This is a genomic window from Gordonia sp. SID5947, from assembly GCF_009862785.1.
GTDB lineage: Bacteria > Actinomycetota > Actinomycetes > Mycobacteriales > Mycobacteriaceae > Gordonia.
Genome location: NZ_WWHU01000001.1, coordinates 1,055,359 through 1,081,322, shown reverse-complemented (window position 1 = coordinate 1,081,322; position 25,964 = coordinate 1,055,359). Strand labels below are relative to the sequence as shown.

The 25,964-nt window shown below is 67.9% G+C and carries 20 protein-coding genes, 2 pseudogenes and 1 riboswitch; of the genes and pseudogenes, 19 read left to right on the top strand and 3 right to left on the bottom strand.

All coding sequences use genetic code 11. The features are described from left to right. Window positions 1–25: 25 nt before the first annotated feature. The 19 genes and pseudogenes from metK (at window position 26) to ppc (ending at window position 22,714) form a co-directional block, all read left to right on the top strand. Window positions 26–1,237: a methionine adenosyltransferase gene (gene metK / locus GTV32_RS05005; RefSeq protein WP_161059192.1), complete on the top strand. Its 1,212-nt coding sequence runs from the start codon at window positions 26–28 to the stop codon at window positions 1,235–1,237. Between the two features lie 47 nt (window positions 1,238–1,284). Further along, window positions 1,285–3,228 carry a primosomal protein N' gene (locus GTV32_RS05000; protein WP_161059191.1) on the top strand — a complete coding sequence of 648 codons (1,944 nt, stop codon included), beginning with the start codon at window positions 1,285–1,287 and terminating at the stop codon, window positions 3,226–3,228. A gap of 37 nt (window positions 3,229–3,265) precedes the next feature. Next, window positions 3,266–4,204 (top strand): methionyl-tRNA formyltransferase, encoded by a 939-nt coding sequence (gene fmt / locus GTV32_RS04995; RefSeq protein WP_161059190.1) that lies wholly within the window; start codon window positions 3,266–3,268, stop codon window positions 4,202–4,204. Next, on the top strand, window positions 4,201–5,562 hold the full coding sequence (locus GTV32_RS04990) for a transcription antitermination factor NusB (RefSeq protein WP_161059189.1): 1,362 nt from the start codon (window positions 4,201–4,203) through the stop codon (window positions 5,560–5,562). The genes fmt and GTV32_RS04990 overlap by 4 nt, the downstream gene beginning before the upstream one ends. 95 nt (window positions 5,563–5,657) lie before the next feature. Further along, window positions 5,658–6,359, top strand: a complete 702-nt coding sequence (gene rpe, locus GTV32_RS04985; RefSeq protein ID WP_161059188.1) for a ribulose-phosphate 3-epimerase — start codon at window positions 5,658–5,660, stop codon at window positions 6,357–6,359. A gap of 8 nt (window positions 6,360–6,367) precedes the next feature. Then, on the top strand, window positions 6,368–7,393 hold the full coding sequence (gene ribD / locus GTV32_RS04980) for a bifunctional diaminohydroxyphosphoribosylaminopyrimidine deaminase/5-amino-6-(5-phosphoribosylamino)uracil reductase RibD (protein WP_161059187.1): 1,026 nt from the start codon (window positions 6,368–6,370) through the stop codon (window positions 7,391–7,393). A gap of 90 nt (window positions 7,394–7,483) precedes the next feature. After that, window positions 7,484–7,641: riboswitch (FMN riboswitch) on the top strand. A 64-nt stretch (window positions 7,642–7,705) separates the two neighbouring features. Beyond that, window positions 7,706–8,380 (top strand): riboflavin synthase, encoded by a 675-nt coding sequence (locus tag GTV32_RS04975; protein ID WP_161059186.1) that lies wholly within the window; start codon window positions 7,706–7,708, stop codon window positions 8,378–8,380. Window positions 8,381–8,383: 3 nt separating this feature from the next. Further along, window positions 8,384–9,715 (top strand): bifunctional 3,4-dihydroxy-2-butanone-4-phosphate synthase/GTP cyclohydrolase II, encoded by a 1,332-nt coding sequence (locus GTV32_RS04970; protein WP_237421483.1) that lies wholly within the window; start codon window positions 8,384–8,386, stop codon window positions 9,713–9,715. After that, window positions 9,712–10,197, top strand: a complete 486-nt coding sequence (gene ribH / locus GTV32_RS04965) for a 6,7-dimethyl-8-ribityllumazine synthase (RefSeq protein WP_161059185.1) — start codon at window positions 9,712–9,714, stop codon at window positions 10,195–10,197. Before GTV32_RS04970 ends, ribH begins: the two co-directional genes overlap by 4 nt. 47 nt (window positions 10,198–10,244) lie before the next feature. After that, window positions 10,245–10,667, top strand: a complete 423-nt coding sequence (locus tag GTV32_RS04960; protein WP_161062352.1) for a PH domain-containing protein — start codon at window positions 10,245–10,247, stop codon at window positions 10,665–10,667. Window positions 10,668–10,814: 147 nt separating this feature from the next. Then, window positions 10,815–12,905: pseudogene (gene uvrC, locus GTV32_RS04955) on the top strand (excinuclease ABC subunit UvrC). Beyond that, window positions 12,898–13,830 carry an RNase adapter RapZ gene (rapZ, locus tag GTV32_RS04950; RefSeq protein ID WP_161059184.1) on the top strand — a complete coding sequence of 311 codons (933 nt, stop codon included), beginning with the start codon at window positions 12,898–12,900 and terminating at the stop codon, window positions 13,828–13,830. The pseudogene uvrC and the gene rapZ overlap by 8 nt, the downstream one beginning before the upstream one ends. Next, a complete protein-coding gene (gene yvcK / locus GTV32_RS04945) occupies window positions 13,827–14,852 on the top strand; it encodes a uridine diphosphate-N-acetylglucosamine-binding protein YvcK (RefSeq protein ID WP_272918225.1) in 1,026 nt (341 codons plus the stop codon). The genes rapZ and yvcK overlap by 4 nt, the downstream gene beginning before the upstream one ends. A gap of 232 nt (window positions 14,853–15,084) precedes the next feature. Then, window positions 15,085–16,062: a DNA-binding protein WhiA gene (gene whiA / locus GTV32_RS04940; RefSeq protein WP_202422148.1), complete on the top strand. Its 978-nt coding sequence runs from the start codon at window positions 15,085–15,087 to the stop codon at window positions 16,060–16,062. 146 nt (window positions 16,063–16,208) lie between these two features. Next, a complete protein-coding gene (gap, locus tag GTV32_RS04935) occupies window positions 16,209–17,225 on the top strand; it encodes a type I glyceraldehyde-3-phosphate dehydrogenase (RefSeq protein WP_161059183.1) in 1,017 nt (338 codons plus the stop codon). Between the two features lie 35 nt (window positions 17,226–17,260). Further along, window positions 17,261–18,472, top strand: coding sequence for a phosphoglycerate kinase (locus GTV32_RS04930; protein WP_161059182.1), 1,212 nt, complete (start codon window positions 17,261–17,263; stop codon window positions 18,470–18,472). Further along, window positions 18,472–19,263 (top strand): triose-phosphate isomerase, encoded by a 792-nt coding sequence (gene tpiA, locus GTV32_RS04925; RefSeq protein WP_161059181.1) that lies wholly within the window; start codon window positions 18,472–18,474, stop codon window positions 19,261–19,263. The genes GTV32_RS04930 and tpiA overlap by 1 nt, the downstream gene beginning before the upstream one ends. Window positions 19,264–19,497: 234 nt before the next feature. Further along, window positions 19,498–19,731 (top strand): preprotein translocase subunit SecG, encoded by a 234-nt coding sequence (secG, locus tag GTV32_RS04920; protein WP_161059180.1) that lies wholly within the window; start codon window positions 19,498–19,500, stop codon window positions 19,729–19,731. Between the two features lie 131 nt (window positions 19,732–19,862). After that, a pseudogene (gene ppc, locus GTV32_RS04915) lies at window positions 19,863–22,714 on the top strand (phosphoenolpyruvate carboxylase). Window positions 22,715–22,749: 35 nt separating this feature from the next. On the opposite strand, the gene pgl reads toward ppc, so the two are convergent. Genes pgl through zwf form a run of 3 tightly spaced genes read right to left on the bottom strand, consistent with a single transcriptional unit; the run spans window position 22,750 to window position 25,962 of the window. Beyond that, window positions 22,750–23,484, bottom strand: a complete 735-nt coding sequence (gene pgl, locus GTV32_RS04910) for a 6-phosphogluconolactonase (RefSeq protein WP_161062349.1) — start codon at window positions 23,482–23,484, stop codon at window positions 22,750–22,752. Continuing rightward, window positions 23,484–24,401, bottom strand: a complete 918-nt coding sequence (locus GTV32_RS04905) for a glucose-6-phosphate dehydrogenase assembly protein OpcA (protein ID WP_161059179.1) — start codon at window positions 24,399–24,401, stop codon at window positions 23,484–23,486. Before GTV32_RS04905 ends, pgl begins: the two co-directional genes overlap by 1 nt. A 22-nt stretch (window positions 24,402–24,423) precedes the next feature. Continuing rightward, entirely contained in the window at window positions 24,424–25,962 is a 1,539-nt protein-coding gene (gene zwf, locus GTV32_RS04900) for a glucose-6-phosphate dehydrogenase (RefSeq protein ID WP_161059178.1), read from the bottom strand. Between the last annotated feature and the right edge of the window lie 2 nt (window positions 25,963–25,964).

The following is a 25,964-nucleotide window of genomic DNA, read 5'->3' as shown; positions in this document are numbered from 1 at the left end:
GGCCCGGAGAGCCTGAGAGGACCAGATGACCACCTCTGCGTCACGCCTGTTCACCAGTGAATCCGTCACCGAGGGTCACCCCGACAAGATCTGTGACGCGATCAGCGACTCGATCCTCGACGCCATGCTCGCCCAGGACCCGAAGGCGCGCGTCGCGGTGGAGACCCTGGTCACCACAGGCCAGGTGCACGTGGCCGGTGAGGTCACCACCACCGCCTACGTGGACATCCCGGGAATCGTGCGCGAGAAGATCCTGGAGATCGGATACGACTCGTCGACCAAGGGTTTCGACGGGGCGTCGTGCGGCGTCAACGTCGCGATCGGCGCGCAGTCGCCCGACATCGCCGGTGGCGTCTTCACCTCCCACGAGAGCCGTAGCGGCATCTCCGAGGACGAGATCGACAGCCAAGGCGCCGGTGACCAGGGTCTCATGTTCGGGTATGCGACCGACGAGACGCCGGAGCTGATGCCGGTGCCGATCGCCCTCGCCCACCGGCTCTCGCGTCGCCTCACCGAGGTGCGCAAGAGTGGAGTGCTCCCGTACCTGCGCCCCGACGGCAAGACCCAGGTCACCATCGAATACGACGGCGACAAGCCGGTCCGTCTCGACACGGTCGTGATCTCAACCCAGCACGCCGCCGACATCGATCTCGACAACATGCTCACCCCCGATATCCGCGCGAAGGTGCTCGAGTCGGTCCTGGCCGATCTCGCGCTGCCGGGCCTGGACACCTCGGAGGTCCGGTTGCTGGTGAACCCGACCGGGAAGTTCGTCCTCGGTGGCCCGATGGGCGACGCCGGACTCACCGGCCGCAAGATCATCGTCGACACCTACGGGGGGATGGCTCGCCACGGCGGCGGTGCCTTCTCCGGCAAGGATCCCTCGAAGGTCGACCGCAGCGCGGCCTATGCCATGCGCTGGGTCGCCAAGAACGCGGTGGCCGCGGGCCTGGCCGGGCGCATCGAGGTCCAGGTGGCCTACGCGATCGGCAAGGCCGCGCCGGTCGGGCTCTTCGTCGAGACCTTCGGCACCGAGCGCGTCGACCCCGCTGTCATCGAGAAGGTGATCTCGGAGGAGTTCGACCTCCGGCCGTTGGCCATCATCCGTGATCTCGATCTGTTGCGTCCCATCTATGCGCCGACCGCGGCCTACGGTCACTTCGGCCGCACCGACGTCGATCTCCCATGGGAGCGCACCGACCGTGCCGAGAAGCTGCGGGCAGCCGCAGGCCTCTGAGCACGCGTGAACGGGCCGCCGATCGCCCGATCGGCAAGGTCCTCCCGATGCTCGGGCTGGCCCATCTCGACCGGCCGTTCGACTATCTGATCGACACGGATCAGGACGCGTCGGCAGTGCCGGGCGTCCGCGTACGCGTGCGGTTCTCCGGGCGGCTCGTGGACGGCTTCCTGCTCGATCGCGTCGAGGAGAGCGACCACGCCGGCAAGCTCGGTTGGCTCGAGCGCGTCGTGTCACCGGAGCCGGTTCTCGGCCCGGACCTCGCGACCCTGTGTCGCGCCGTCGCCGACCGATACGCGGGCACGATGTCGGATGTGATCCGACTCGCCGTGCCGCCGCGGCACGCCCGCACCGAGAAGGAGGACGCGCCGGACCCGCAGCGGCCGGAGCCGGTCGTCGCCCCCGACGTCGGGGCATGGGCGGCGTACCCGACATCGGATTCCTTTCTGGCATCGATGCATTCGGGTCACCCGCGGGCGATCTGGCAGGCCACGCCGGGGGAGGACTGGCCTGCCCGTCTCGCCGAACTGGCCGCGACGGCGGCCGCCGCCGGCCGCGGCGCGATCCTGGTGGTACCGGATCAGCGGGACCTCGATCGCCTCGAGGCCGCATGTGTTCCGGTGTTCGGCGATCGCTGCGTCACCCTGGCGGCCGGGCTCGGACCGACCGCCAGGTACCGCCGGTGGCTCGCCATTCGGCGCGGCTCGGTCGACGTCGTCCTCGGTACCCGCAGCGCGGTGTTCGCGCCGGTACACGATCTGGGGCTGATCGTGGTGTGGGACGACGGCGACGACAGTCTCAACGAGCCGAGAGCGCCCTACCCGCATCCGCGCGAGGTCGCGGTGCTGCGGTCGCACCAGCAGCGCTGCGCCCTTGTGATCGGTGGCTTCGCGCGGACCACCGAGGCGCAGTCATTGGTGACCGCCGGCTGGGCGCACGATCTCGTCGCCGACCGTGCGACGGTGCGCTCGCGCACCGCCCGGGTCGTCGCGCTCAGTGCCGAGGACCGACGAGTCGCGCGCGATCCGTTGGCCCGGTCGGCCCGTATCCCCGGAGTGGCGTTCGAGGCCGCGCGATCGGCCGTGGCGGCCGATACGCCGGTGCTGTTCAGCGTGCCCCGACGCGGCTACATGCCGTCACTGGCATGTGCCCGATGCCGTGCACATGCGCGTTGCCGCGCCTGTCACGGGCCGGTACAACTCGATTCCGACGACGTGTTGTCGTGCCGCTGGTGTGGACGCGTGGAGCGGTCGTTTCGCTGCGCCGAGTGCGGGGGGACCGAGATCCGTGCGCTCACCACCGGCGCTCGGCGCACGGCCGAAGAGCTCGGCCGTGCGTTTGCCGGTGTCCCGGTGGTGACCTCCGGCGGAGCCACGATCCTCGACGAGGTGGAGCCGGGGGCCCGGATCGTGGTGGCCACACCGGGTGCCGAGCCTGTCGTCGCGGGCGGTTACGGCGCGGCCGTGGTGCTCGACACGTGGGCGCAACTGGACCGTGCAGATCTGCGCGCCGCGGAGGACGCGGTGCGGCGGTGGATGACGGTCGGCGCCTTGGTCCGTCCGCATGGAGCGGGCGGCACACTCGTCGTCGTGGCGGATTCCGGGCTCGCCCCGGTGCAGGCCATGATTCGTTGGGACCCTGTGGGTTTCGCGCAGCAGGAGCTCGACCAACGTGCCGAGCTCGGCTTTCCGCCCGCGGTCACGATGGCATCGGTCGACGGTCCGCCGGCGACGATCGGAGCCTTCGCCGACGCGATCGAGCTGCCTGCCGGCGGAGAACGGCTCGGGCCGGTGCCCTTGCCGGCGGGTGTACGGGCGCCCGCGGGGTCGGGCGATCCGTTCGACGGGGACGTCGAGCGCATCCTTCTGCGGGTCGACCGACGCGACGGCAAGGGCCTGGCAGCGGCGCTGGTGGCCGCCCAGGTACGACGCAACGCGAATCATGACACCGGACCGGTCCGCGTCCAACTCGATCCCCCTACGATCGGATGAGCACGGACATCACCGTCGTCGGGGACGAAAGGGTCGTATGAGGGTCGTATTCGCCGGCACCCCGGAGGTGGCGGTGCCGTCTCTGCAATTGCTTCTCGACTCACCACAGCACGAGGTGGTGGGGGTGATCTCCCGTCCCGATGCCGCGTCCGGCCGTGGCCGGTCGCTGGTGCGGTCTCCGGTGGCGTCGCTCGCCGACGAACACGGCCTCGACGTGATCACCCCGCGACGGTTGACCGATCCCGGGGTCCTGGACAGGTTGCGATCGTGGCGCCCCGATTGCGGAGCGGTGGTCGCCTACGGAGGGCTGGTTCCGGCCGGTCTGCTGGACCTGCCGACCCACGGTTGGATCAATCTGCACTTCTCGGTACTGCCCGCCTGGCGGGGTGCCGCGCCGGTGCAGCACGCGATCGCCGCCGGTGACGAGATCACCGGGGCGAGCACGTTCCGTCTGGAGGAGGGCCTGGACACCGGTCCGGTCTACGGTTTGATCACCGAGAACATAGCGCCTGCCGACACCAGCGGCGACCTGCTGCGGCGATTGTCCGAAGCCGGCTCGCACCTGCTGGTGTCGACGCTCGACGGCGTGGAGGCCGGCACCCTGACGCCGGTGGCGCAATCTGTCCAGGGCGTCAGTCACGCACCGAAGGTCGAGGTGGACGACGCTCGGATTCGATGGGATCTACCTGCGCACATCGTCGACCGGCTGGTCCGCGCACACACCCCGGCGCCGGGCGCTTGGACCACTCTGGACGGGGCCCGCATCAAGGTCGGTCCGGTGACGCCGCTCGAGGGCTCCGACGATGCGGCGCAGCCCGCGCCCGGCTCGTTGGTGGTGGCGAAACGTTCGGTGGACGTCGGCACGTCCACGCGACCGGTGCGCCTGTCCTGGGTGCAGCCGCCCGGGAAGAAGGCGATGGCCGCGGCGGATTGGGCGCGCGGTGCACATCTGGCAGACGGGACGGTGGTGGAATGAAGCGCTCGCCGATGATTCGCGACAAGGCGGTCGACCCCGCGCGCGCGGCGGCACGCGACACCCTGCGGGCAGTCCGCGAACGCGACGCCTACGCGAACCTCATCCTGCCGAAGATGCTGCGCGAGAGGGGGATCGACGGTCGTGACGCTGCTCTGGCCACCGAGCTGACCTACGGCTCGGCGCGGGCACAGGGCCTACTCGACGCCGTCATCGCTTCGGCCGCCGCACGTCCGGTCGACCAGATCGACGGCGCGGTGCTCGATGTGCTGCGCCTCGGCGTCTATCAGCTGCTGCGGACGCGGATCGGGGCACATGCCGCGGTCTCCACCTCCGTCGACCTGATCCGGTCGGAGGCAGGTATGGGACCCGCGGGGTTCGTGAACGCGGTGCTGCGCAAGGTGTCCCAGCGCGACGAGGAACTCTGGGTCGACGATCTCGCGCCCTCCATCGCCGACGATCTGATCGGGAACCTGGCCTTCCGGTACGCCCATCCGCGATGGATCGCGCAGGTCTTCTACGACGCGCTGGGTGGTTCCGCGGGACAGCTGCAGGCGGCGCTGGCGGCCGACGACGAACGGCCCCCCGTGCACCTGGTGGCCCGGCCGGGGCAGATCACCGCCGAGGAACTGGCACTCGTCAGCGACGGTGAGGTGGGCCGCTACTCGCCGTACTGCGTCTATCTGGCAGGCGGTGACCCCGGTGATCTCGAAGCGGTTCGCGACGGTTATGCCGGGGTGCAGGACGAGGGCAGTCAGCTCGTCGGCCGCGCGATGACGGTCGCCGAGGTGGCCGACGACGCCGGTCGCTGGTTGGACATGTGCGCGGGACCGGGCGGCAAGGCGGCACTGGTCGCGGCGATCGCGGACATCGACGGGGCGCGGCTCGACGCGGTGGAGGTGTCGGAGCATCGTGCCGAACTCATCCGCAAAGTGGTCCGCGACCTACCGGTCGATGTGCACGTCGCCGACGCGCGGTCGAGCGGACTGGCGCCGGGATACGACCGGATCCTGCTCGACGCGCCGTGCAGCGGACTCGGTTCGCTGCGCCGACGGCCGGAAGCTCGATGGCGACGCACCCCCGACGACGTCGACGGGCTCGTGGTGTTGCAGCGCGAACTCCTCACCGAGGCGGTGCGATTGCTCCGCCCGGGCGGCGTGGTCATCTATTCGACCTGCTCACCGCACCCGGCAGAGACGACCGGGGTGATCGCCGACGTCCTGGCCACCCACCCGGAGGCCGAACAGATCGACGCGCGCCCGCTGGTGTCCGCCGACGCCCTGGGCGACGGACCGCACGTCCAGCTGTGGCCGCACCTCCATGGCACCGATGCGATGTTCCTGGCCGCGTTGCGGCGCTGAATTCCGACAGCGCGTGGCGACACCACGGCCCCCACGGCCGATGGCACCCCAGACCGACGCGGCGTGAGCGGTCACGCGCCCTACAATCTGAGGCCATGTGTGATTCCGGATCTGCCCCGATGATCGCCCCGTCCATCCTCTCCGCGGATTTCGCGAATCTCGCAGCCGAAGCCGACGCGGTTGCCGGGTCGGGAACCAATCGTGCCGACTGGCTGCACGTGGACGTCATGGACGCTCATTTCGTGCCCAACCTGACGTTGGGACTCCCGGTGGTGGAGAGTCTCCTGAAGGCCACCGACATCCCGCTCGACTGCCATCTGATGATCGAGGATCCGGGTCATTGGGCACCGCCATATGCCGAGGCGGGCGCCCACAACGTCACCTTTCATGCCGAGGCCACCGACGACCCGGTCGCGGTCGCCCGAGATGTTCGGGCGGCCGGTGCCAAAGCGGGTCTGAGCATCAAGCCGGGCACCCCGCTCGAGCCCTACCTGGAGATCCTGCGAGATTTCGACACGTTGCTGATCATGAGCGTGGAACCAGGATTCGGCGGACAGAAGTTCATGCCGGAAGTGTTGGCGAAGGCTCGTGCGATCCGACGCGTCATCGACACCGAGGATCTGCGCTTGCTCGTCGAGATCGACGGCGGAATCAACGCCGACACGATCGAGGAGGCCGCCGAGGCCGGCATCGATTGCTTCGTGGCGGGATCGGCCGTCTACGGAGCCGCCGATCCGGGTGCTGCCGTCGGTGCACTGCGCGCGCAGGCCGCGGCTGCGCGGGCGAGCGCGGGCTGACCGGCAACATGGTCGACGATCCGGCGGCAGCGGGCACGGACATCGGGCACGCGATGGACCTGGCCATCGCCGAGTCACGCCGCGCGCAGGGGTCCAGCTCGCCCAATCCGCCGGTCGGTGCGGTCATTCTCACCGCCGACGGTGCGGTGGTCGGTCGCGGATTCACCCAGCCCGTCGGCGGACCGCACGCCGAGGTGATGGCCCTGCGTGAGGCCGGGGCGGCGGCCGCCGGGGCCACCGCGGTGGTCACGCTCGAGCCCTGTGACCACACCGGTCGCACCGGTCCCTGTACGCGCGCACTCATCGATGCAGGAGTCACCGCGGTCTATTACGCCCTCGACGATCCGAATCCGGCCGCGTCCGGCGGCGCCGAGAGGTTGCGTGGTGCCGGGCTGACCGTGGTCGGCGGTATCGGGGCCGCGGAGGCCGAGGCCGGGCCCCTGCGGGGGTGGCTGTTCCGGCAACGGCACGGACGCCCGTTCGTGACCGCGAAGATCGCCGCGAGCATCGACGGGCGGGTCGCTGCGCCGGACGGCTCCAGCCAGTGGATCACCGGGGACGTGGCCCGCCGCCGAGCACACCGACAACGCGCCCTACTCGACGCGATTGTCGTCGGGACCGGGACCGTATGGCGTGATGATCCTGCGCTGACCGCTCGACATGCCAACGGGGACTTGCGCTCTCATCAACCGACGAGGGTGGTGATGGGGCTACGGGAGTTACCCGCCGGGGCGCGGGTGACCGACGATTCCGCGCCGTCGCGACACGTTCGCACGCATGACCCGGCAGCTGTGCTCGCCGACCTGCCGGACGCGCTGTGGGTGCTGGTGGAAGGTGGGCCGGCCATCATCGGCGCGTTTCTCGGCGCGGATCTCGTCGACGAGATAGAGGCGTATGTCGCGCCGATCGTCATCGGCGCGGGCCCTGCCTCGGTGGCGATTCCCGACGTGACGACCCTGGCGGACGCCACTCGATTTGGCCTCGGGGCGGTCGAGACGCTCGGTTCGGACGTACTGCTGCGCCTATCCCGCTGAGTGGTCTCCGGCCGACCGATGCCGGGGCCGAGACCTCACCTGTGACGGATGCGAGATGTCACGGTGAGTTGGGGCATGCTAATTTCGAGGGAGAGTTCTCGGGGCGGGGTGAAATTCCCCACCGGCGGTGATGGTGTCCTCCCACACGAGGGGATGTCGAGCCCGCGAGCGCCTGCCGGCCGGCAGGGACAGCAGATCCGGTGTGAATCCGGAGCCGACGGTCATAGTCCGGATGTGAGAGAACGGGCACCACCGACGGCCGCCCTCGTCTCACCTCGCTGCATGCTCCGAGCGAGTACTGAGGAGCGCCACGTGTTTACCGGGATCGTCGAGGAACTCGGCACCGTCGTCCGTCGAGACGACCTGACCGATGCCGCCCGCCTGACCGTCCGCGGCCCCCTTGTGACCAGCGATGCCAAGTTCGGTGATTCGATAGCGGTCAACGGGGTGTGTCTGACCGTCGTGGAACAGGGACCCGACGAGTTCACCGTCGATGTGATGGCCGAGACCCTGCGACGCAGCTCGCTCGCCCGCCTCGACAAGGGCAGCCCGGTGAACCTGGAACGTGCCATGGCTGCCGGCGGGCGTTTCGGCGGGCACATCGTGCAAGGCCACGTCGACGGTGTGGGCGAGGTCGTCTCCGTCACGCCGTCGGAGCATTGGACGATCGTGCGGATCGCCGTCTCGGCCGAGCTGAGCCGCTACATCGTGGAGAAGGGATCGATCACCGTGGACGGGGTGTCGCTGACCGTGGCGTCGCTCGGCGCGTCCCCCGAGGCGGGGCAGTGGTTCGAGATCTCCCTCATCCCCACCACGCTCGCGGAGACGAACCTCGGGGTGGCGGGCCCCGGAAACCCGGTGAACCTCGAGGTCGACGTGATCGCCAAGTACGTCGAGCGTCTGCATCCCGCTCTGCGGGACCGCGACGACTCGCGGGTGCGGGGCGCAGGCGACGATGGCGTACGTGACGCGTCAGGAGTGGAGTGAACGATGACGAGTGAAGCAGCAGCAGGCAGTGGCGACCTGGCCGATCAGCCGGGCCGGGTGGCACAGGCAGACGTCCGGCTCGACTCGGTCGAGCGGGCGATCGCCGACATCGCGGCCGGAAAGGCCGTCGTGGTGGTCGACGACGAGGATCGCGAGAACGAGGGTGATCTGATCTTCGCCGCCGAGAAGGCGACACCGGAGCTGGTGGCCTTCATGGTGCGCTACACCTCGGGTTACCTGTGTGTGCCGCTGGCGGGCGAGGACTGCGACCGTCTCGGTCTTCCGCCGATGTACTCCATGAACCAGGACAAGCACGGCACCGCGTACACGGTCACCGTCGACGCGCGCGAGGGGATCGGCACCGGGATCAGTGCTTCGGATCGGGCCACCACGATGCGGTTGCTCGCCGATCCCCGGAGCAGCGCGGTCGACTTCACCCGGCCGGGTCATGTGGTGCCACTGCGGGCCAAGGAGGGTGGCGTGCTGCGTCGTCCCGGACACACGGAGGCCGCGGTGGACCTCGCGCGGCTGGCCGGTCTGGCTCCCGCCGGGGTGATCTGCGAGATCGTCAGTCAGAAGGACGAGGGCTCGATGGCGCAGACCGACGAGCTCCGGGTCTTCGCCGACGACCACGACCTGGCCCTGATCTCGATCGCCGATCTCATCGCGTGGCGCAGGCGCCACGAGAAGCATGTGGTGCGGGTCGCCGAGGCGCGTATCCCTACTCGCCATGGAGACTTCCGAGCGGTCGGCTACTCGAGCATCTACGACGACGTCGAGCATGTCGCGCTGGTCAAAGGCGACATCTCGGGGCCGGACGGACAGGGACATGACGTCCTGGTGCGGGTGCATTCAGAGTGCCTGACCGGCGATGTCTTCGGATCCCTCCGCTGCGATTGCGGCCCTCAACTCGATGCCGCGATGGAGATGGTCGCGGACGAGGGACGCGGCATCGTGCTGTACATGCGGGGTCATGAGGGGCGCGGCATCGGGTTGCTCCACAAGCTGCAGGCCTACCAGTTGCAGGACTCCGGGTCGGACACCGTCGATGCGAACCTGCAGCTCGGCCTGCCGGCCGACTCCCGTGACTACGGCCTCGGCGCGCAGATCCTCGTGGACCTCGGCGTCAGTTCCATGCGACTGCTGACGAACAACCCGGCGAAGCGGGTGGGCCTCGACGGGTACGGATTGCAGATCGTCGACCGCGTGCCGATGCCCGTCCGGGCGAACTCGGAGAACCTGCGATACCTGCGCACCAAGCGTGACCGGATGGGCCACGATCTGGTGGGTCTCGAGGAATGGGTGGAGAGCGACGGAGAGGTCGGGCCGGCGTGAGCGGACACGGTGAACCCACCCTGGACCTCGCCGACGCGGGCGCGGTCCGGCTGGCGATCGTCTCATCGCAGTGGCACGCGACCATCTGCACCGCACTGCTCGACGGCGCCGTGCGCGCCGCCGCGGAACACGGCGTGACCGATCCCACCATCGTGAACGTGGCGGGGGCCATCGAACTGCCCGTGATCGTTCAGGCGCTGGCCCGCAACCACGACGCCGTGGTGGCCCTCGGTGTGGTGATCAAGGGTGAGACACCGCATTTCGAGTACGTGTGCGACGCCGTGACCGCAGGCTTGACGCGGGTCTCCCTCGACGAGTCGACCCCGGTCGGCAACGGTGTGCTGACGACGCTGGACGAGGAGCAGGCGCTCGCCCGGGCCGGGCTGCCCGACTCCAAGGAGGACAAGGGCGCTCAGGCGACCACTGCGGCGCTGGCCTCGGCACTGACCCTGCGCGCGCTGGCACTGGGTGAGCTCAGGTGAGTGCCGGTACGACCGTGGAGTGGGATCTCGACTACCGGCCGCACCGGATGCCGCGTGTGGCGATCGCCGCCGCCGTCGTCGTGGTGGCCATCCACATCACCTTCGCCGCGTTGCTGACGATCTCCGACACCGGGGTGCACGTCGGAGGCGCCGACCAGCTCGGTCTCGCTCTCATCGGGCTGGTGGAGGCCGGCGTGATCCTGCTGTTCACCCAACCCCGACTCCGGGTGGGCCCGGCCGGTGTGGCGATCCGCAACCTGTTCGGTGAGCGGGTGTTCGCGTGGGACCGGGTGCAGGGGATGACCTACCCGGACAAGGGATTCTCGGCGCGTCTGCTGTTGCCTGCCGACGAACACATACCCGTCCTCGCGGTTCAGGCCTGGGATTCCGACCGCGCCGTCGCCGCGATGACCACGTTCCGGGACCTGGAACAACGCTATCGCCCGGACGTGGCCCCGCCGATCGAGTAGCTGACCGGCCGTGCTTCTCCCGCTGATCGAGTAGCCGACGAGCGCAGCGAGGAGGCGTATCGAGATCCCCGCCACATCGACCCGACGACCGCCCCACCGCCCCTCGCCCGCGGAGCCATGTCGCACGCCTCGACTAGCCTGGGATACGTGGCCGACCCGACAACCTACCGTCCCGCAGCGGGCACGATTCCCACCGAACCCGGGGTCTACAAGTTCCGCGACGCACACGGTCGCGTCATCTACGTCGGCAAGGCCAAGAACCTGCGCTCCCGACTCACGTCGTACTTCGCCGACATCACGTCGTTGCATCCCCGTACCCGCCAGATGGTGACCACCGCATCGTCGGTGGAATGGACGGTGGTCGGCACCGAGGTCGAGGCGCTGCAACTCGAGTACAACTGGATCAAGGAATTCGACCCGCGGTTCAACGTCCGGTACCGCGACGACAAGAGTTATCCCGTTCTCGCGGTCACCCTGAACGAGGAATACCCGCGGTTGTTCGTCTACCGCGGGCCCCGCCGTCGCGGGGTGCGCTACTTCGGTCCGTACTCGCACGCCTGGGCGATCCGCGAGACCGTGGATCTGCTCACGCGCGTGTTCCCGGCGCGTACCTGTTCCACGGGGTGTTCAAGCGGCACAGGCAGATCGACCGTCCCTGCCTGCTCGGATACATCGACAAGTGCTCCGCGCCCTGCGTAGGCCGGGTCACCGCCGACGAGCACCGTGCGATCGTGGACGACTTCTGCGACTTCCTGGCCGGCCGCACGGACCAGATGATCCGCAACCTTGAACGCGAAATGGCCTCGGCGGCAGAAGATCTCGACTTCGAGAAGGCGGCACGACTGCGCGATGACGTGGGCGCGATGCGTCGCGCGATGGAAAAGCAGGCGGTGGTCCTCGGTGACGGTACAGACGCAGACGTGGTCGCCATGGTCGGCGACGAACTGGAGGTCTCCGTCCAGGTGTTCCACGTCCGCGACGGCAGGGTGCGGGGTCAGCGCGGATGGGTGGTGGAACGCTCCGACGACGACTCGATGGGGGAGCAGGTGGCGCAGTTCGTCACCCAATTCTACGGAACCCAGGCCGATCTCGACGCATCGGTGCCGATCGATGACGACCGCGTGCGAGGCGAGGCGATCCCCGGGAAGTCCTTGTCCCCGAGTTGCCCGACGAGCACGAGGATCTGCAGCAGTGGTTGTCGGACCTGCGTGGCAGCCGGGTCGCGCTGCGCGTCCCGCAACGCGGAGACAAGAAGGCGCTGTTCGACACGGTCGGCCGCAATGCCACGGAGGCGTTGGCGCAGCACAAGTTACGCCGTGCGGGCGACCTGACGACTCGCTCGGCGGCGCTGACCGAGTTGCAGGAGGGGCTCGGTCTGGATCAGGCCCCGTTGCGCATCGAGTGCATCGACATCTCGCACGTGCAGGGCACCGATGTGGTGGCGTCGCTGGTGGTGTTCGAGGACGGTTTACCGCGCAAATCGGACTACCGCCATTACTCGATCCGGGCGGCGGCCGGTGACGGACGTTCCGACGACGTCGCCTCGATCGCAGAGGTGACCCGTCGGCGATTCCTGCGGCACCGTCAGGACCAGGAGACGGCGGCGCAACCCGCCGTCGATCCGGAATCGGGGCGGCCGCGAAAGTTCGCCTACCCCCAAACCTTTTCGTGGTGGACGGTGGTGCGCCCCAGGTACACGCCGCTGCCTCGGTGCTCGACGAACTCGGGGTGAACGACGTCGCCGTCATCGGGCTGGCCAAGCGGCTGGAGGAGGTGTGGGTCCCGGGTGATGATGAACCCGTGATCCTTCCCCGGACCAGTCAGGCGTTGTTCCTGCTGCAGCGGGTCCGCGACGAGGCACACCGCTTCGCGATCACCTTCCACCGCAGCAAACGCAGCAAGCGGATGACCGAATCGGTGCTCGACGGGGTGCCCGGCCTCGGGCGGACGCGACGCACCGCTCTGGTGACCCATTTCGGTTCCGTGGCCCGGCTCCGGGATGCCACCCTGGAGGACATCTCGGGGGTGCCCGGCATCGGGATGGCGACGGCCCGGGCGGTCCGTGCAGCATTGGCGGAGGACGCGGCACCCGCCGTGACAACCGAGGACGCCGCGACCGAGGACCCGCCGACGGAGGAGTCCGCAACCGCGAGCAAGGCGAGCGGGACCACGGCAGACGATGTCACGATGGCCGACGTGAGGACAGCGGGCCGAGTGGAGGAGACGACGGGTGACTGACCCAACCGATGCGTCCGGCGACGGCGTCGTCACGGACTACCGGTCCGAGCTGACGGTGCTGTTCGTGGCGGGGATGTCCGGTGCCGGGCGATCAACCGCAGCGAACGTGCTGGAGGACGACGGCTGGTACGTGGCCGACAACGTCCCGCCGACGTTGATCTCGAGGATGATCGGGATGGTCCGGGAGAGCGATCCGGCCATCTCCCGGCTGGCGATGGTCATCCGCGCATCCGACGACGAGATCGGCGACCAGCTCGACCGATTGCGAAAGACGTTGGAGGCCTCTGGCGCACGCACCAAGGTGCTCTTCCTCGACGCGAGCGACCAGATCCTGGTCCGGCGGTTCGAGCAGGTCCGTCGTCGCCATCCACTGCAGGGCAGGGAGACCCTCATCGATGGGATCGCCCGTGAGCGCGTCATCCTCGCACCCATCAAGAGTTCGGCCGATCTGGTGGTGGAGACATCGTCCCTGACCGCGGCTAAACTGCGCGAGGTGGTCGAGGGTGTCTACCCGGATGAGGCCGACAACCTGCTCAGCGTGGCGGTCCAGTCGTTCGGGTTCAAGTACGGGCTGCCGATCGACTCCGACGTCGTGGCAGATGCCCGATTCCTGCCGAATCCGTACTGGGTGCCCGGGTTGCGAGAGCCGAATGGCCGCGACGACGCGGTGCGCGACTACGTGCTCGGCCAGGACGGGGCCGGGCACTTCGTCGACCTCTACCTGGAGATCCTCGACACCGTCTCGGCTGGGTACCTGCGAGAGGGCAAGAGGTACATGACCATCAGTATCGGTTGCACGGGTGGCAAACATCGGAGCGTGGCGATCGCCGAGGAGATCGGCCGCCGCCTGCGCGCGATGACGGACCGGGCCGACGCGCCGCACTACGACGTGCGGGTCATCCACCGTGATCTGGGGCGTGAATGAGCCGCCGCGACAACGCCGAGCGGGAGCCGATGCGGATCGTCGCGCTGGGTGGCGGTCACGGACTGTACGCCACCCTGACCGCCATGCGGTACCTCAGTCCCGACGTCACGGCCGTGGTGACCGTGGCCGACGACGGCGGTTCATCGGGTCGACTACGGGCGGAGTTGGGTGTCATTCCGCCGGGTGACCTGCGGATGGCGCTGTCGGCCTTGATGTCTGCGCCGGCGGCTCTCGCCGCTCGGGAGGGCCGGCCGGGTCGGCTCGACCCGGCCGGACACGAGTTGTGGACGAGTACGTTCCAACATCGCTTCGGCGGATATGGCGCGCTCGCAGGACACCCGATCGGCAACCTGTTGTTGGCCGGTCTGACGGAGGTGACCGGTAGTCCGGTGGCGGCACTCGACGAGTTGATCGACGTGTTCGACATCGACGGTCGCGTGTTGCCGATGTCGACGGTTCCGCTGGAGATCGAGGCGGACGTCTCGGGCCTGGAGAGCGATCCGCGGATCAGCCGGTGCATCCGCGGGCAGGTCGCGGTGGCGACCACCCCGGGAAAGGTCCGACGTGTCAGGCTGCTGCCGACCGACCCACCGGCGTGTGCGGAGGCCGTCGAAGCGATCCGGGGCGCGGACGTCGTGGTCCTGGGACCTGGCTCGTGGTTCTCCAGCGTGATCCCGCACGTCCTCGTCCCCGACCAACTGAATGCGTTGCAGGAGACCGCGGCCCGCAAGATCCTGTTCGTCAACCTCGCGCCCGAACCGGGGGAGACGACCGGGTTCTCGGTCGAGCGTCACCTGCACGTGCTGCATGCCCACGCCGACGTCTTCCGGGTCGACGACGTGATCGTCGATGCCGCATCGGTACCGGCCGGGCGTGAGCGGGATCACCTGGTCCGGGCCGCTGCGTCCTTCGGCGCACAACTCCATGTCGGCGACCTCGCGGTTCCCGGCCGGCACGTCCATGACCCGGAGAAAGTAGCCACCCTGGTGAACGAACTGTGCGAAGGTGAATTGGGTCGATAAGCTGTCCGGGCGCAAGAATCTCCAGTCGTGACCACCGATGACGACTGCGTCATGTCGGTGAGCGTCAGGAGTACGAGGTCGATCACTGTGCAACCGGATCCAGGGGGCGACGCTCCCGGAGGCCGGCGATCCGCATGCAGTGGCGCGGACGCGACCGGAGCACGGCTCTCGGCGGGACCACGGCGCGACCCGGGACAGGAGGACCGTGACAGGAGGGCAGGGACCGGTGGCGATGACCGCGGCGGTGAAGGATGAGCTTTCGCGACTGACCGTGACCCAGATGAGTGCACGCAAGGCCGAGGTGTCCGCCTTGTTGCGATTCGCGGGAGGCCTCCACATCGTGGCGGGCCGCGTGGTGGTGGAGGCCGAGGTGGACCTGGGCAACGTCGCCCGCCGCCTCCGTCGGGAGATCTTCGACCTGTACGGCTATGGCTCCGACGTACACGTGCTGCGAAGCGGCGGCATCCGCAAGGGGGCGCGCTACATCGTTCGTGTGACCAAGGACGGCGAAGGTCTGGCACGGCAGACCGGCCTTCTCGATCTGCGGGGACGCCCGGTGCGGGGGCTGCCCGCCCAGGTGGTCGGCGGAAGTGTCGGGGATTCGGAAGCCGCCTGGCGCGGTGCGTTTCTCGCGCACGGCTCACTCACCGAGCCAGGTCGGTCGTCGGCCCTCGAGGTCAGTTGCCCGGGCCCGGAGGCCGCACTGGCCCTCGTCGGGGCGGCCCGTCGCCTCGGTGTGTCGGCCAAGGCCCGGGAAGTACGTGGCGCAGACCGCGTCGTCATCCGCGACGGTGAGGCCATCGGCGCCTTGCTCACCCGGATGGGCGCCCACGACACCCGGCTGGTGTGGGAAGAGCGCCGCATGCGACGTGAGGTGCGTGCCACCGCAAACAGATTGGCCAACTTCGACGATGCAAACCTCCGTCGCTCGGCGCGCGCCGCCGTCGCGGCGGCGGCACGGGTGGAACGTGCACTCGACATCCTCGGCGACGAGGTCCCCGATCACCTGATCGCGGCGGGTCAGTTGCGCATCACCCACCGTCAGGCGTCTCTGGAAGAACTGGGTCAGCTCGCAGATCCGCCGATGACGAAGGACGCGGTGGCCGGACGGATTCGACGGCTGCTGTCGATGGCCGACAAGAAGGCTCGCACGGACGGAATTCCGGACACCGAATCGGCGGTGACGTCCGACCTGCTCGACGAAGCCTGAGCCGGCCGGGCCAACCAACCCCTTGGGTCACGGGTCGTGTGCGGTCCTACTAGGCTGAAGTGTGCCGTGGGTACGTTCACCTTCGCGAACGTGACCGCGACCCCGGCCGCAGGGCTCGATGATGAACACCGCTAAGGAGCACAACAGTGACTGTACGGGTAGGCGTCAACGGATTCGGTCGGATCGGCCGCAACTTCTTCCGCGCCATAGAAGCACAGAAGGCTTTGGGAACCACCGACATCGAGATCGTGGCGGTCAATGACCTGACCGACAACGCGACTCTCGCGCATCTGCTGAAGTTCGACTCGATCCTCGGCCGGCTGCCCCAGGACGTCAGCCTCGACGGCGACTACATCGTCGTGGGTGACCAGCGCATCAAGGCCCTCGAGGTCAAGGAGGGGCCCGCCGCACTGCCGTGGGGCGACCTCGGAGTCGATGTCGTGGTCGAGTCCACCGGCATCTTCACCGCTCGGGCCAAGGCCCAGGGCCACCTCGACGCCGGCGCCAAGAAGGTGATCATCTCGGCGCCCGCCAGCGACGAGGACATCACCATCGTCATGGGCGTCAATGACGACAAGTACGACGGCAGCCAGAACATCATCTCCAATGCCTCGTGCACCACGAACTGCCTCGGCCCGTTCGCCAAGGTGCTCAACGACGAGTTCGGCATCGTCTCGGGCCTGATGACCACCGTGCACGCCTACACCCAGGATCAGAATCTCCAGGACGGCCCGCACAAGGACCTCCGTCGTGCCCGTGCCGCGGCGATCAACGTCGTGCCGACCTCGACCGGTGCGGCCAAGGCCATCGGCCTGGTGCTGCCGGAGCTGAAGGGCAAGCTCGACGGCTACGCGCTGCGTGTGCCCATCCCCACGGGCTCGGTCACCGACCTGACCGCCATCCTCGAGAAGGAGGCGACCGCCGATCAGGTCAACGCCGCGATGAAGGCCGCAGCCGAAGGGCCCCTGAAGGGCATCCTCAAGTACTACGACGCGCCGATCGTCTCGAGTGACATCGTCACCGACCCGCACTCGTCGCTGTTCGACGCCGGACTCACCAAGGTGATCGGCAACCAGGTCAAGGCGGTGTCCTGGTACGACAACGAGTGGGGTTACTCGAACCGTCTCGTCGACCTCACCGGCCTCGTCGGCAAGTCGCTCTAGTACCTGACCCTCGACAATTCTGGAGCAACGCTGCCATGGGTGTACCCACACTGAAAGACCTTCTGGAAGAAGGCGTTTCGGGTCGGGGAGTGCTGGTCCGGTCGGATTTCAACGTTCCGTTGGACGGGACGACGATCACCGACCCGGGCCGCATCCTGGCCTCACTGCCGACCCTGTCGGCGCTGGTCGACGCAGGTGCCAAGGTGATCATCACCGCGCATCTGGGCCGGCCCAAAGGTGAACCGGACCCGAAGTACTCGCTCGCACCGGTCGCCGAACGTCTCGGCGCCGAACTCGGGCGCAACGTCCAGCTCGCGGGCGACGTCGTCGGTACTGATGCATTGGCCCGTGCCGAAGGTCTGACCGACGGCGACGTCCTGTTGCTGGAGAACGTGCGGTTCGACCCGCGCGAGACCTCCAAGGACGAGACGGAGCGCGAAGCGCTGGCCAAGGCGCTCGTCGAGCTCGTCGGCGACGACGGGGCCTTCGTCTCCGACGGCTTCGGGGTGGTGCACCGCAAGCAGGCATCTGTGTACGACGTCGCCAAGCTGCTCCCGCACTATGCGGGAAAGCTCGTCGAGGCCGAGGTCGAGGTGCTGTCGAAGCTGACCCACGAGGTCGCACGGCCGTACGCGGTCGTCCTCGGCGGATCGAAGGTCTCCGACAAGCTCGGTGTGATCGAGGCGCTCGCGCCCAAGGTCGACACCCTCGTCATCGGTGGCGGGATGGCGTTCACCTTCCTTGCCGCGCAGGGACATCCGGTGGGCACGTCGTTGCTCCAGGAAGATCAGATCAGCGTCTGCAAAGACCTGCTGGAGCGTTTCGGTGACGTGATCCGACTCCCGGTCGACGTCGTGGTGGCGGACAAGTTCGCCGCGGACGCCGACGCCAAGACGGTGCCGGTCGAGGAGATTCCCGACGGGTGGATGGGGCTCGACATCGGTCCGGAGTCCGTCAAGCGCTTCGCGGCGGTGCTCTCCGGGGCCGAGACCGTGTTCTGGAACGGCCCGTCGGGCGTCTTCGAGTTCGAGAAGTTCGCCTCGGGAACGCGCGGTGTTGCCGAAGCGATCGCCGCCACCACCAAGGGCGGTGCGTTCACCGTCGTCGGCGGTGGCGACTCGGCTGCCGCGGTCCGGACCCTCGGACTGCCGGACAGCGACTTCTCGCACATCTCGACCGGCGGCGGAGCGTCGTTGGAATACCTGGAGGGCAAGGAATTGCCCGGCCTGAAGGTCTTGGAGAACTGATGGCGGCCAAACGCAAACCGCTGATCGCCGGCAACTGGAAGATGAACCTGAATCATCTCGAGGCGATCGCGCTGGTCCAGAAGATCGCTTTCGCACTGCCCGCGAAGTATTTCGACAAGGTCGACGTGACGGTCATCCCGCCGTTTACCGACATCCGCAGCGTGCAGACCGTGGTGGACGGCGACAAGCTGCTCATCACCTACGGCGCCCAGGATCTGTCGGAGCACGATTCGGGTGCCTACACCGGTGAGATCAGCGGCGCCTTCCTGGCCAAGCTGGGGTGCACATTCGTGGTCGTCGGGCACTCCGAGCGCCGCACCCTGCACGCCGAGACCGACGAGGTGGTGTTGGCCAAGACCAAAGCGGCGCTTCGGCACGGACTCACCCCCATCGTCTGCATCGGGGAGGGCCTCGAGGTACGGGAGTCGGGTGAGCACGTCGCCTACAACGTCGCGCAACTGAAGGGCTCACTCTCGGGCCTGACCGCCGACGAGATCGCGAAGGTGGTCATCGCCTACGAGCCGGTGTGGGCCATCGGGACCGGTCGGGTGGCCAGCGCGGCGGACGCTCAGGAGGTGTGCTCGGCGATCCGCGGGGCACTCGGCGAGATCGCCGACGACGCCACCGCGAACTCGGTGCGCGTGCTCTACGGCGGGTCGGTGAACGCGAAGAACGTCGGTGACATCGTCGGCCAGCAGGACGTGGACGGTGCGCTCGTCGGCGGAGCATCGTTGAAGTCCGACGAGTTCGCCAGCCTGTCGGCGATCGCCGCCGGCGGCCCCTTGCCCTGACCCTTCTCCATCCCGGCCGCGACCCTTTCCGGCAGCCGCGACCCCATCTGGCGGTCGCGGATGACGGGAACCGTCGCGGCTGCGGGGTGGGGTGAGCGATGGGGTGCAGGGTTGGGCTCCGCGGAGTAACGCGTAGACTGTGGCAGGTTGTGCCCATCCAGCGGGCGTGACCTGCCACAGTTGCCTTTGTCGACCGCAAGGTCGAAGTACCCGACCGAACAGGACTGACTACACGTGAAGCTCGCACTGGACATCGGATTGGTCATCACCAGCGTGCTGATGGTGGTGCTGGTGTTGCTGCACCGGGGCAAGGGCGGCGGTCTGTCATCGCTGTTCGGCGGCGGCGTGCAGTCCAGCCTCTCGGGGTCGAGCGTCGTCGAGCGCAACCTCGACCGTCTTACCGTGTTCGTCGGCCTCGTCTGGTTCATCTTCATCATCGGCATCGGGGTCGACATCAAGCTTTCCTGACCGATCGCACGACCAGACATCCGTCAGTCCGGCCCGATGGGCCGGACTGACGTCGTCTCGGCCGGTGCACACCCTCCCTGGGATCCGGGCCCGAGATGCCCCGGCCCGCCGATGACGGGATACTGGACGTCATGAGCGAAGCGATCTCGTCTGCCTCGAACACGTCACGTGGTGCGCCGGCCTGGCGGCCGTCGATCTCCATCGTCGACCACATCTCCGTCGACGACGAGGGCCGAGCGCTCACCGAACCATTGCGCGAGGACATCCGTCTCCTCGGCGGGATCCTCGGCGACATGGTGCGCGAGCACTCCGGTACCGAGGTCTTCGATCTGGTGGAGAACGCGCGCGTCGCGGCTTTCCGCGTCCGGCGCTCAGAGATCGACCGGGATGTGCTGGCGGACATGTTCACCGATCTCGACATCGGTGTCGCGCTGCCGGTCATCCGCGCGTTCACGAACTTCGCGTTGCTCGCAAACCTCGCCGAGGACATCCATCGGGAACGTCGTCGCACGATCCATGTGCGGGCCGGCGATCCGCCACAGAACAGCAGTCTCGCGGCCACCTTTGACAAGCTCGCCGCGGCCGGACTGACCGACGAGCAGGTGGGTCGTGCGCTCGCCGACGCAACGGTGGTCCCGGTGATCACCGCCCACCCGACCGAGACACGGCGCCGGACCATCTTCGAGGCACAGAACCGGATCACCGAACTGATGCGGTTCCGTGGTCGTACCGAGCTGACCGCGGACGAAGACGCAGAGGTCACCGAAGGGATCCGACGTCAGATCCTCACGTTGTGGCAGACCGCCCTCATCCGTCTGGAACGCCTGACGATCCAGGACGAGATCCGTTCGGGCCTGCGCTACTACGACGCCTCGTTCTTCGACGTCGTACCGAGGATCAACACCAAGGTCCGCGCTGCCGTGCGGTCGGCCTATCCTGACGCAGGTCTCGCCGACGACCCGATGATCCGGATGGGTTCGTGGATCGGTGGTGACCGCGACGGCAACCCTTACGTCACCGACGAGATCGTGACGATGGCCACCACGCTCGCCGCTGAGACGGCGGTCGGGCATCATCTGGCCGAGCTCGAGCGACTCGCCGAAGAACTCAGTATGTCCGCGCGACTCATCACCTCGAGCGATGCCTTGCTGCAACTCGCCGAGGTGGCCGCCGACGATCCGGCCGCCGACGAGCCGTTCCGCGCTGCGCTGCGCCACATCCGATCCCGGCTGGTGGCGACCGCGAACACGATGTTCGCCACCGAATTCGTCTCGTCGGGTGAGCCGTTCCTGGTCGACGGTGTCAACGCGTACGCCGATGCCGACGATCTGCTCACCGATCTCGACGTGATCGACGTCGCCCTGCGTGACAACCACGACGACACCATCGCCGACGATCGGCTCTCGAGGCTCCGGGAGAGCGTCCGGACCTTCGGATTCAACCTGTCCGGGCTGGACATGCGTCAGAATTCCGACATGCACGAGGAGGTCATCGCCGAACTCCTCGCATGGGCAGGCGTGCATCCCGACTACATGTCGCTGGGCGAGGCGGATCGCGTCGAGATCCTGTCGAAGGAGCTGGCGGCGCGGCGCCCGCTGACGCGGCCGGACGCCGCCCTCAGCGAGCTCGCCACCAAGGAACTGAACATCGTCCGCGCCGCGGCGAGGGCCGTCGACACCTTCGGCCCGCAGGCCGTCCCGAATTACGTCATCAGCATGTGTACCTCCGTCAGCGACATGCTCGAACCCATGATCCTGCTCAAGGAAGCCGGGCTGATCGACATCGATCCGGACAGCGGTACGTTGAGGTCGTCGGTGCGGGTGGTCCCGTTGTTCGAGACCATCGAAGATCTCCAGCAGGGTGCGGAGACCTTGTTGGCGGCGCTGGACATCCCGCTCTACCGCGACCTCGTCGACAGTCAGTCGGGTATGCAGGAAGTGATGCTCGGCTACTCCGATTCGAACAAGGACGGCGGCTACATGGCCGCGAACTGGGCGCTCTACCGCGGCGAACTCGACCTCGTGGAGGCGGCCAAGAAGGCCGGGATCCGGTTACGGCTCTTCCACGGCCGCGGCGGCACCGTGGGCCGCGGCGGCGGCCCGAGCTACGACGCGATCCTGGCCCAGCCCCGGGTGCGGTGCAGGGGTCGCTGCGGATCACCGAGCAGGGTGAGATCATCGCCGCCAAGTATGCGGAACCGGTTCTGGCCCAACGAAACCTGGAAACGTTGTTGGCGGCGACGATCGAGTCCTCCCTGCTCGATGTGGAGGGTCTCGGCGACGATTCCGAGGGTGCGTACCGCGACATGGACGAGATCGCCGCGCTGGCCCGCTCGTCCTACAGCGAACTCGTCCACGAGACCCCGGGCTTCGTGGAGTACTTCACCAACTCGACCCCGCTGTCGGAGATCGGTGCACTCAACATCGGTAGCCGGCCGGCGTCGCGTAAGCAGACCGAGAAGATCTCGGATCTGCGGGCCATCCCGTGGGTCCTGTCGTGGACCCAGTCGCGGGTCATGTTGCCCGGTTGGTACGGCACCGGCGCGGCCTTCCAGCAGTGGGTCGGCGACGACGAACAGCGGCTGCAGACCCTGCGCCGTTACTACGAGGAGTGGCCGTTCTTCCGGACCGTGATGTCCAACATGGCGCAGGTGCTGGCCAAGTCGGACATGGGACTGGCCCACCGCTATGCGCAGTTGGTTCCCGATGAGGCGTTGCGAGACAACGTGTTCGGCATGATCGTCGATGAACACGAGCGCACCATCGACATGTACGCGAAGATCACCGGCACCGATGATCTGCTCATCGACAACGCAGCACTGAAACGGTCGGTCTACAACCGGTTCCCGTACCTCGAACCCCTCAACCTGCTCCAGGTGGAGCTGCTGCGGCGATTCCGCGCGGGTGAGGACTCACCGACGGTGCGTCGCGGCATCCAGCTCACCATGAACGGACTCGCCACGGCGCTGCGCAACAGCGGCTAGGCGCGATGGGCGCCGGTGATGCCCGGCGCGGACCGTTACGTGATCCGCGACGCGGCGGGTCGGTCGAGGAACCAGACCGTCTCATCCGTGCCGTGGGCACCCGCGCACGGCCACTCCGCAGCGGACGCGCCGGTATGGGCCGCCGCGACGGCCTCGGCCTTGTCGTCGCCCGCGACCAGGAACCAGACGGCCTTGCTGCGATTGACCACCGGCAGGGTGAGCGTGATACGCCGTGGGGGAGGCTTGGGCGACTCCTCCACGGCGACAACGGTCTTCTCTGTCTCAGCGGTCGCCGCCGTATGCGGGAAGAGCGAATTGATGTGGCCTTCGCCGCCCATCCCCAGCAGGTGCAGATCGAAATGCGGTACCCGGCCGGTGCCGACGTGTGCGAGTACCTCCGCATACGAGGCGGCAGCTGCCTCGATGTCATCGCCGAACTCACCGCCGGACGGAGCCATCGGATGGATGCGATTCTCGTCGACCGGAACATGGTCGAGGAGTGCGTCGCGGGCTTGCCCGTAATTGCGTTCCGGATCGTCGGCGGGCACGAATCGGTCGTCGCCCCAGAAGAACTCCACCCGCGACCAGTCGATGTCACCGCTGTCGGCGGCCAGCGCACGCAGGATCGCGATACCGTTGCTACCGCCTGTCAGCACCACCGATGCGACCCCGCGTTCGGCCTGCGCACGTGTCACCAGGTCCACGAACCGGGTCGCCGCCGTGGTGACGAGAGCTTCCTTGTCGTCGAAGACCAGGGTTTCGGGGATCATCACGCCACCACCTCGCTGAAATCGACATCGGCCACGCCTCGCAGAGCCTCCTCGTACACCTCGTCGACGTCGAGGCGACGGAGTTCTTCGACGAGGAGTTGCGGAAGATCGCGCGTGGTCATCGCGACACGGCCATCCGGCTTACCGGGCTGGGAGAGCACGGCATCACGGTTCTCGTCCACCGCCAGCACCGTCGGCCCGTCGTCGCGCATCAGGCGCACCTCGAAGCTCCCGACCCGACGCCTGGTCGGAACCCGGAGAGCCGACCGCAACCAGCCCGCGAGCAGGTCCACGCCCGGCGAGTCGGACGGGCCGGTGACCTCTGCGGAGAGGACCGGCGTATGCGGCGGGCGACCGAGCGCGGATGCCAACAGTCCGCGCCAGTGCGTGATCTGCGTCCATGCGAGGTCGGAGTCGCCCGGCGCATAGGTCTCGAGGCGCCGGGCCAGCACGGACTCCGGGTGTTCGGATTTGGACGCATCCATGATGCGCCGCCGACCGAGCGTGCCCATCGAATCCGCGATCGGATCCTCCGGTGCCGCGCCCGGCCACCAGGTGACGACGGGCGTGTCGGGGAGCAGGAACGGAGTGACGACCGACCGAGGATGATCGGCGAGGTCTCCCGCGAGGGTCAGCACTACCACTTCCGAGGCGCCCGCGTCGCCGCCGACCCTGATCTCGGCGTCGAGTCGGGACTCGGCGTCACGATCGCCACGGGAGACGACGATCACGCGGCTGGGGTGCTCGCGACTGGCCCCGATCGCCGCCTCGATCGCTCCTTCGGTCGGCTCGTTGTGATCGGCACAGACCACCAGGGTGAGGACGCGGCCGAGACTGATGGCTCCGCCGGATTCACGCAGTGCGACGATCTTCTTCGCCACCTCGTTGGTGGATGTGTCCGGTAACTCGACAATCATCGTGCGTCATCCAATCCGATGGTCAGGGACGTCGCCATGCGCGCCCGACCCTGGTCATCATGTCGTCCGCCGACGCCGGGCCCCACGTGCCCGACTCATAGGTGTCGGGCTTGCCGCTCGACACCCAGGCCTCGATCACCGGATCGAGGATCTTCCACGACAGCTCGACTTCTTCGTTGACCGGGAACAGCGAGGGCTCACCGAGCAGGACGTCGAGGATCAGGCGTTCATAGGCCTCCGGCGACGCCTCGGTGAAGGCGGTGCCATAGCTGAAGTCCATGTTGACGTCGCGGACCTCCATGCTGGAGCCGGGGACCTTGGACCCGAACCGCAAGGTGATGCCCTCATCCGGCTGTACCCGGATGACGAGGACGTTCTGGCTGAGTTCCTCGGTCATCGTCTTGTCGAACGGCAGATGTGGCGCCCGCCGGAAGACGAGGGCGATCTCGGTCACCCTGCGGCCCAACCGCTTTCCGGTGCGCAGATAGAACGGGACGCCGGCCCACCGGCGGGAGTCGACCTCGAGCGCGATCGCCGCAAAGGTCTCGGTGATCGAGTTCTTGGAGAAGCCCTCTTCCTCGAGCAGTCCGGGGACCTTCTGGCTGCCCTGCCAGCCCGGGCCGTACTGCCCGCGCGCGGTGTTCTCCTCGAGCGGCAGGATGTTGCGGGTGGCGGCAAGCACCTTGATCTTCTCGGCCTGGAGTTGCTTGGGCTCGAAGGAGATCGGCTCCTCCATGGCGATGAGCGCCATGAGCTGCAGGAGATGGTTCTGGATGACGTCCCGCGCGGCACCGATGCCGTCGTAATATCCGGCACGCCCGCCCAGACCGATGTCCTCGGCCATGGTGATCTGCACGTGGTCGACGTAGTGGGAACTCCAGAGCGGGTCGAACAACTGGTTGGCGAAGCGCAGGGCCAGGATATTCTGCACCGTCTCCTTGCCGAGGTAATGGTCGATGCGGAACACCGACGACTCGGGGAACACGCTGTTCACGATCGTGTTGAGTTCCTTGGCCGACTCGAGGTCGTGCCCGAACGGCTTCTCGATGACGACGCGGCGCCAACTGTCGCCCTCCTCGGTGGCCAGGCCGCTGCGCTGTAGCTGTTCACACACGGTCGGGAACGCTTTGGGAGGGACCGACAGGTAGAAGGCGTAGTTGCCGTCGGTGCCTCGTTCCCGGTCCAGCCGATGCAGCGTGTCCTTGAGGCGGTCGAAAGCGTCGTCGTCGTCGAAGGATCCGGATACGAACCGGAATCCTTCGGCGAGACGTTCCCACACCTCTTCGCGGAAGCCGGTTCGCGCGTGTTCACGGACGGCGTCGTGTACGACCTTCGCGAAATCCTCGTCGTCCCAATCTCGCCGCGCGAAGCCGACCAGCGCGAACGACGGCGGTAACAGGCCCCGGTTCGCCAGGTCGTAGACGGCGGGCATCAGCTTCTTGCGTGCCAGATCACCGGTGACACCGAAGATGATCAGGCTGCTGGGACCCGCGATCCGCGGCAGCCGTTTGTCCCGGGGTTCGCGGAGGGGATTGCTCCAGGCCGAGCCGCTGGCGGGCAACT

Excerpts from the sequence above, each read along its gene's own strand:
- metK (WP_161059192.1), top strand. The coding sequence starts at position 26 with ATGACCACCTCTGCGTCACGCCTGTTCACCAGTGAATCCGTCACCGAG.
- GTV32_RS05000 (WP_161059191.1), top strand. The coding sequence starts at position 1,285 with ATGCTCGGGCTGGCCCATCTCGACCGGCCGTTCGACTATCTGATCGAC.
- fmt (WP_161059190.1), top strand. The coding sequence starts at position 3,266 with ATGAGGGTCGTATTCGCCGGCACCCCGGAGGTGGCGGTGCCGTCTCTG.
- GTV32_RS04990 (WP_161059189.1), top strand. The coding sequence starts at position 4,201 with ATGAAGCGCTCGCCGATGATTCGCGACAAGGCGGTCGACCCCGCGCGC.
- rpe (WP_161059188.1), top strand. The coding sequence starts at position 5,658 with ATGTGTGATTCCGGATCTGCCCCGATGATCGCCCCGTCCATCCTCTCC.
- ribD (WP_161059187.1), top strand. The coding sequence starts at position 6,368 with ATGGTCGACGATCCGGCGGCAGCGGGCACGGACATCGGGCACGCGATG.
- GTV32_RS04970 (WP_237421483.1), top strand. The coding sequence starts at position 8,384 with ATGACGAGTGAAGCAGCAGCAGGCAGTGGCGACCTGGCCGATCAGCCG.
- GTV32_RS04960 (WP_161062352.1), top strand. The coding sequence starts at position 10,245 with ATGCCGCGTGTGGCGATCGCCGCCGCCGTCGTCGTGGTGGCCATCCAC.
- yvcK (WP_272918225.1), top strand. The coding sequence starts at position 13,827 with ATGAGCCGCCGCGACAACGCCGAGCGGGAGCCGATGCGGATCGTCGCG.
- whiA (WP_202422148.1), top strand. The coding sequence starts at position 15,085 with ATGACCGCGGCGGTGAAGGATGAGCTTTCGCGACTGACCGTGACCCAG.
- GTV32_RS04930 (WP_161059182.1), top strand. The coding sequence starts at position 17,261 with ATGGGTGTACCCACACTGAAAGACCTTCTGGAAGAAGGCGTTTCGGGT.
- tpiA (WP_161059181.1), top strand. The coding sequence starts at position 18,472 with ATGGCGGCCAAACGCAAACCGCTGATCGCCGGCAACTGGAAGATGAAC.
- pgl (WP_161062349.1), bottom strand. The coding sequence starts at position 23,484 with ATGATCCCCGAAACCCTGGTCTTCGACGACAAGGAAGCTCTCGTCACC.
- GTV32_RS04905 (WP_161059179.1), bottom strand. The coding sequence starts at position 24,401 with ATGATTGTCGAGTTACCGGACACATCCACCAACGAGGTGGCGAAGAAG.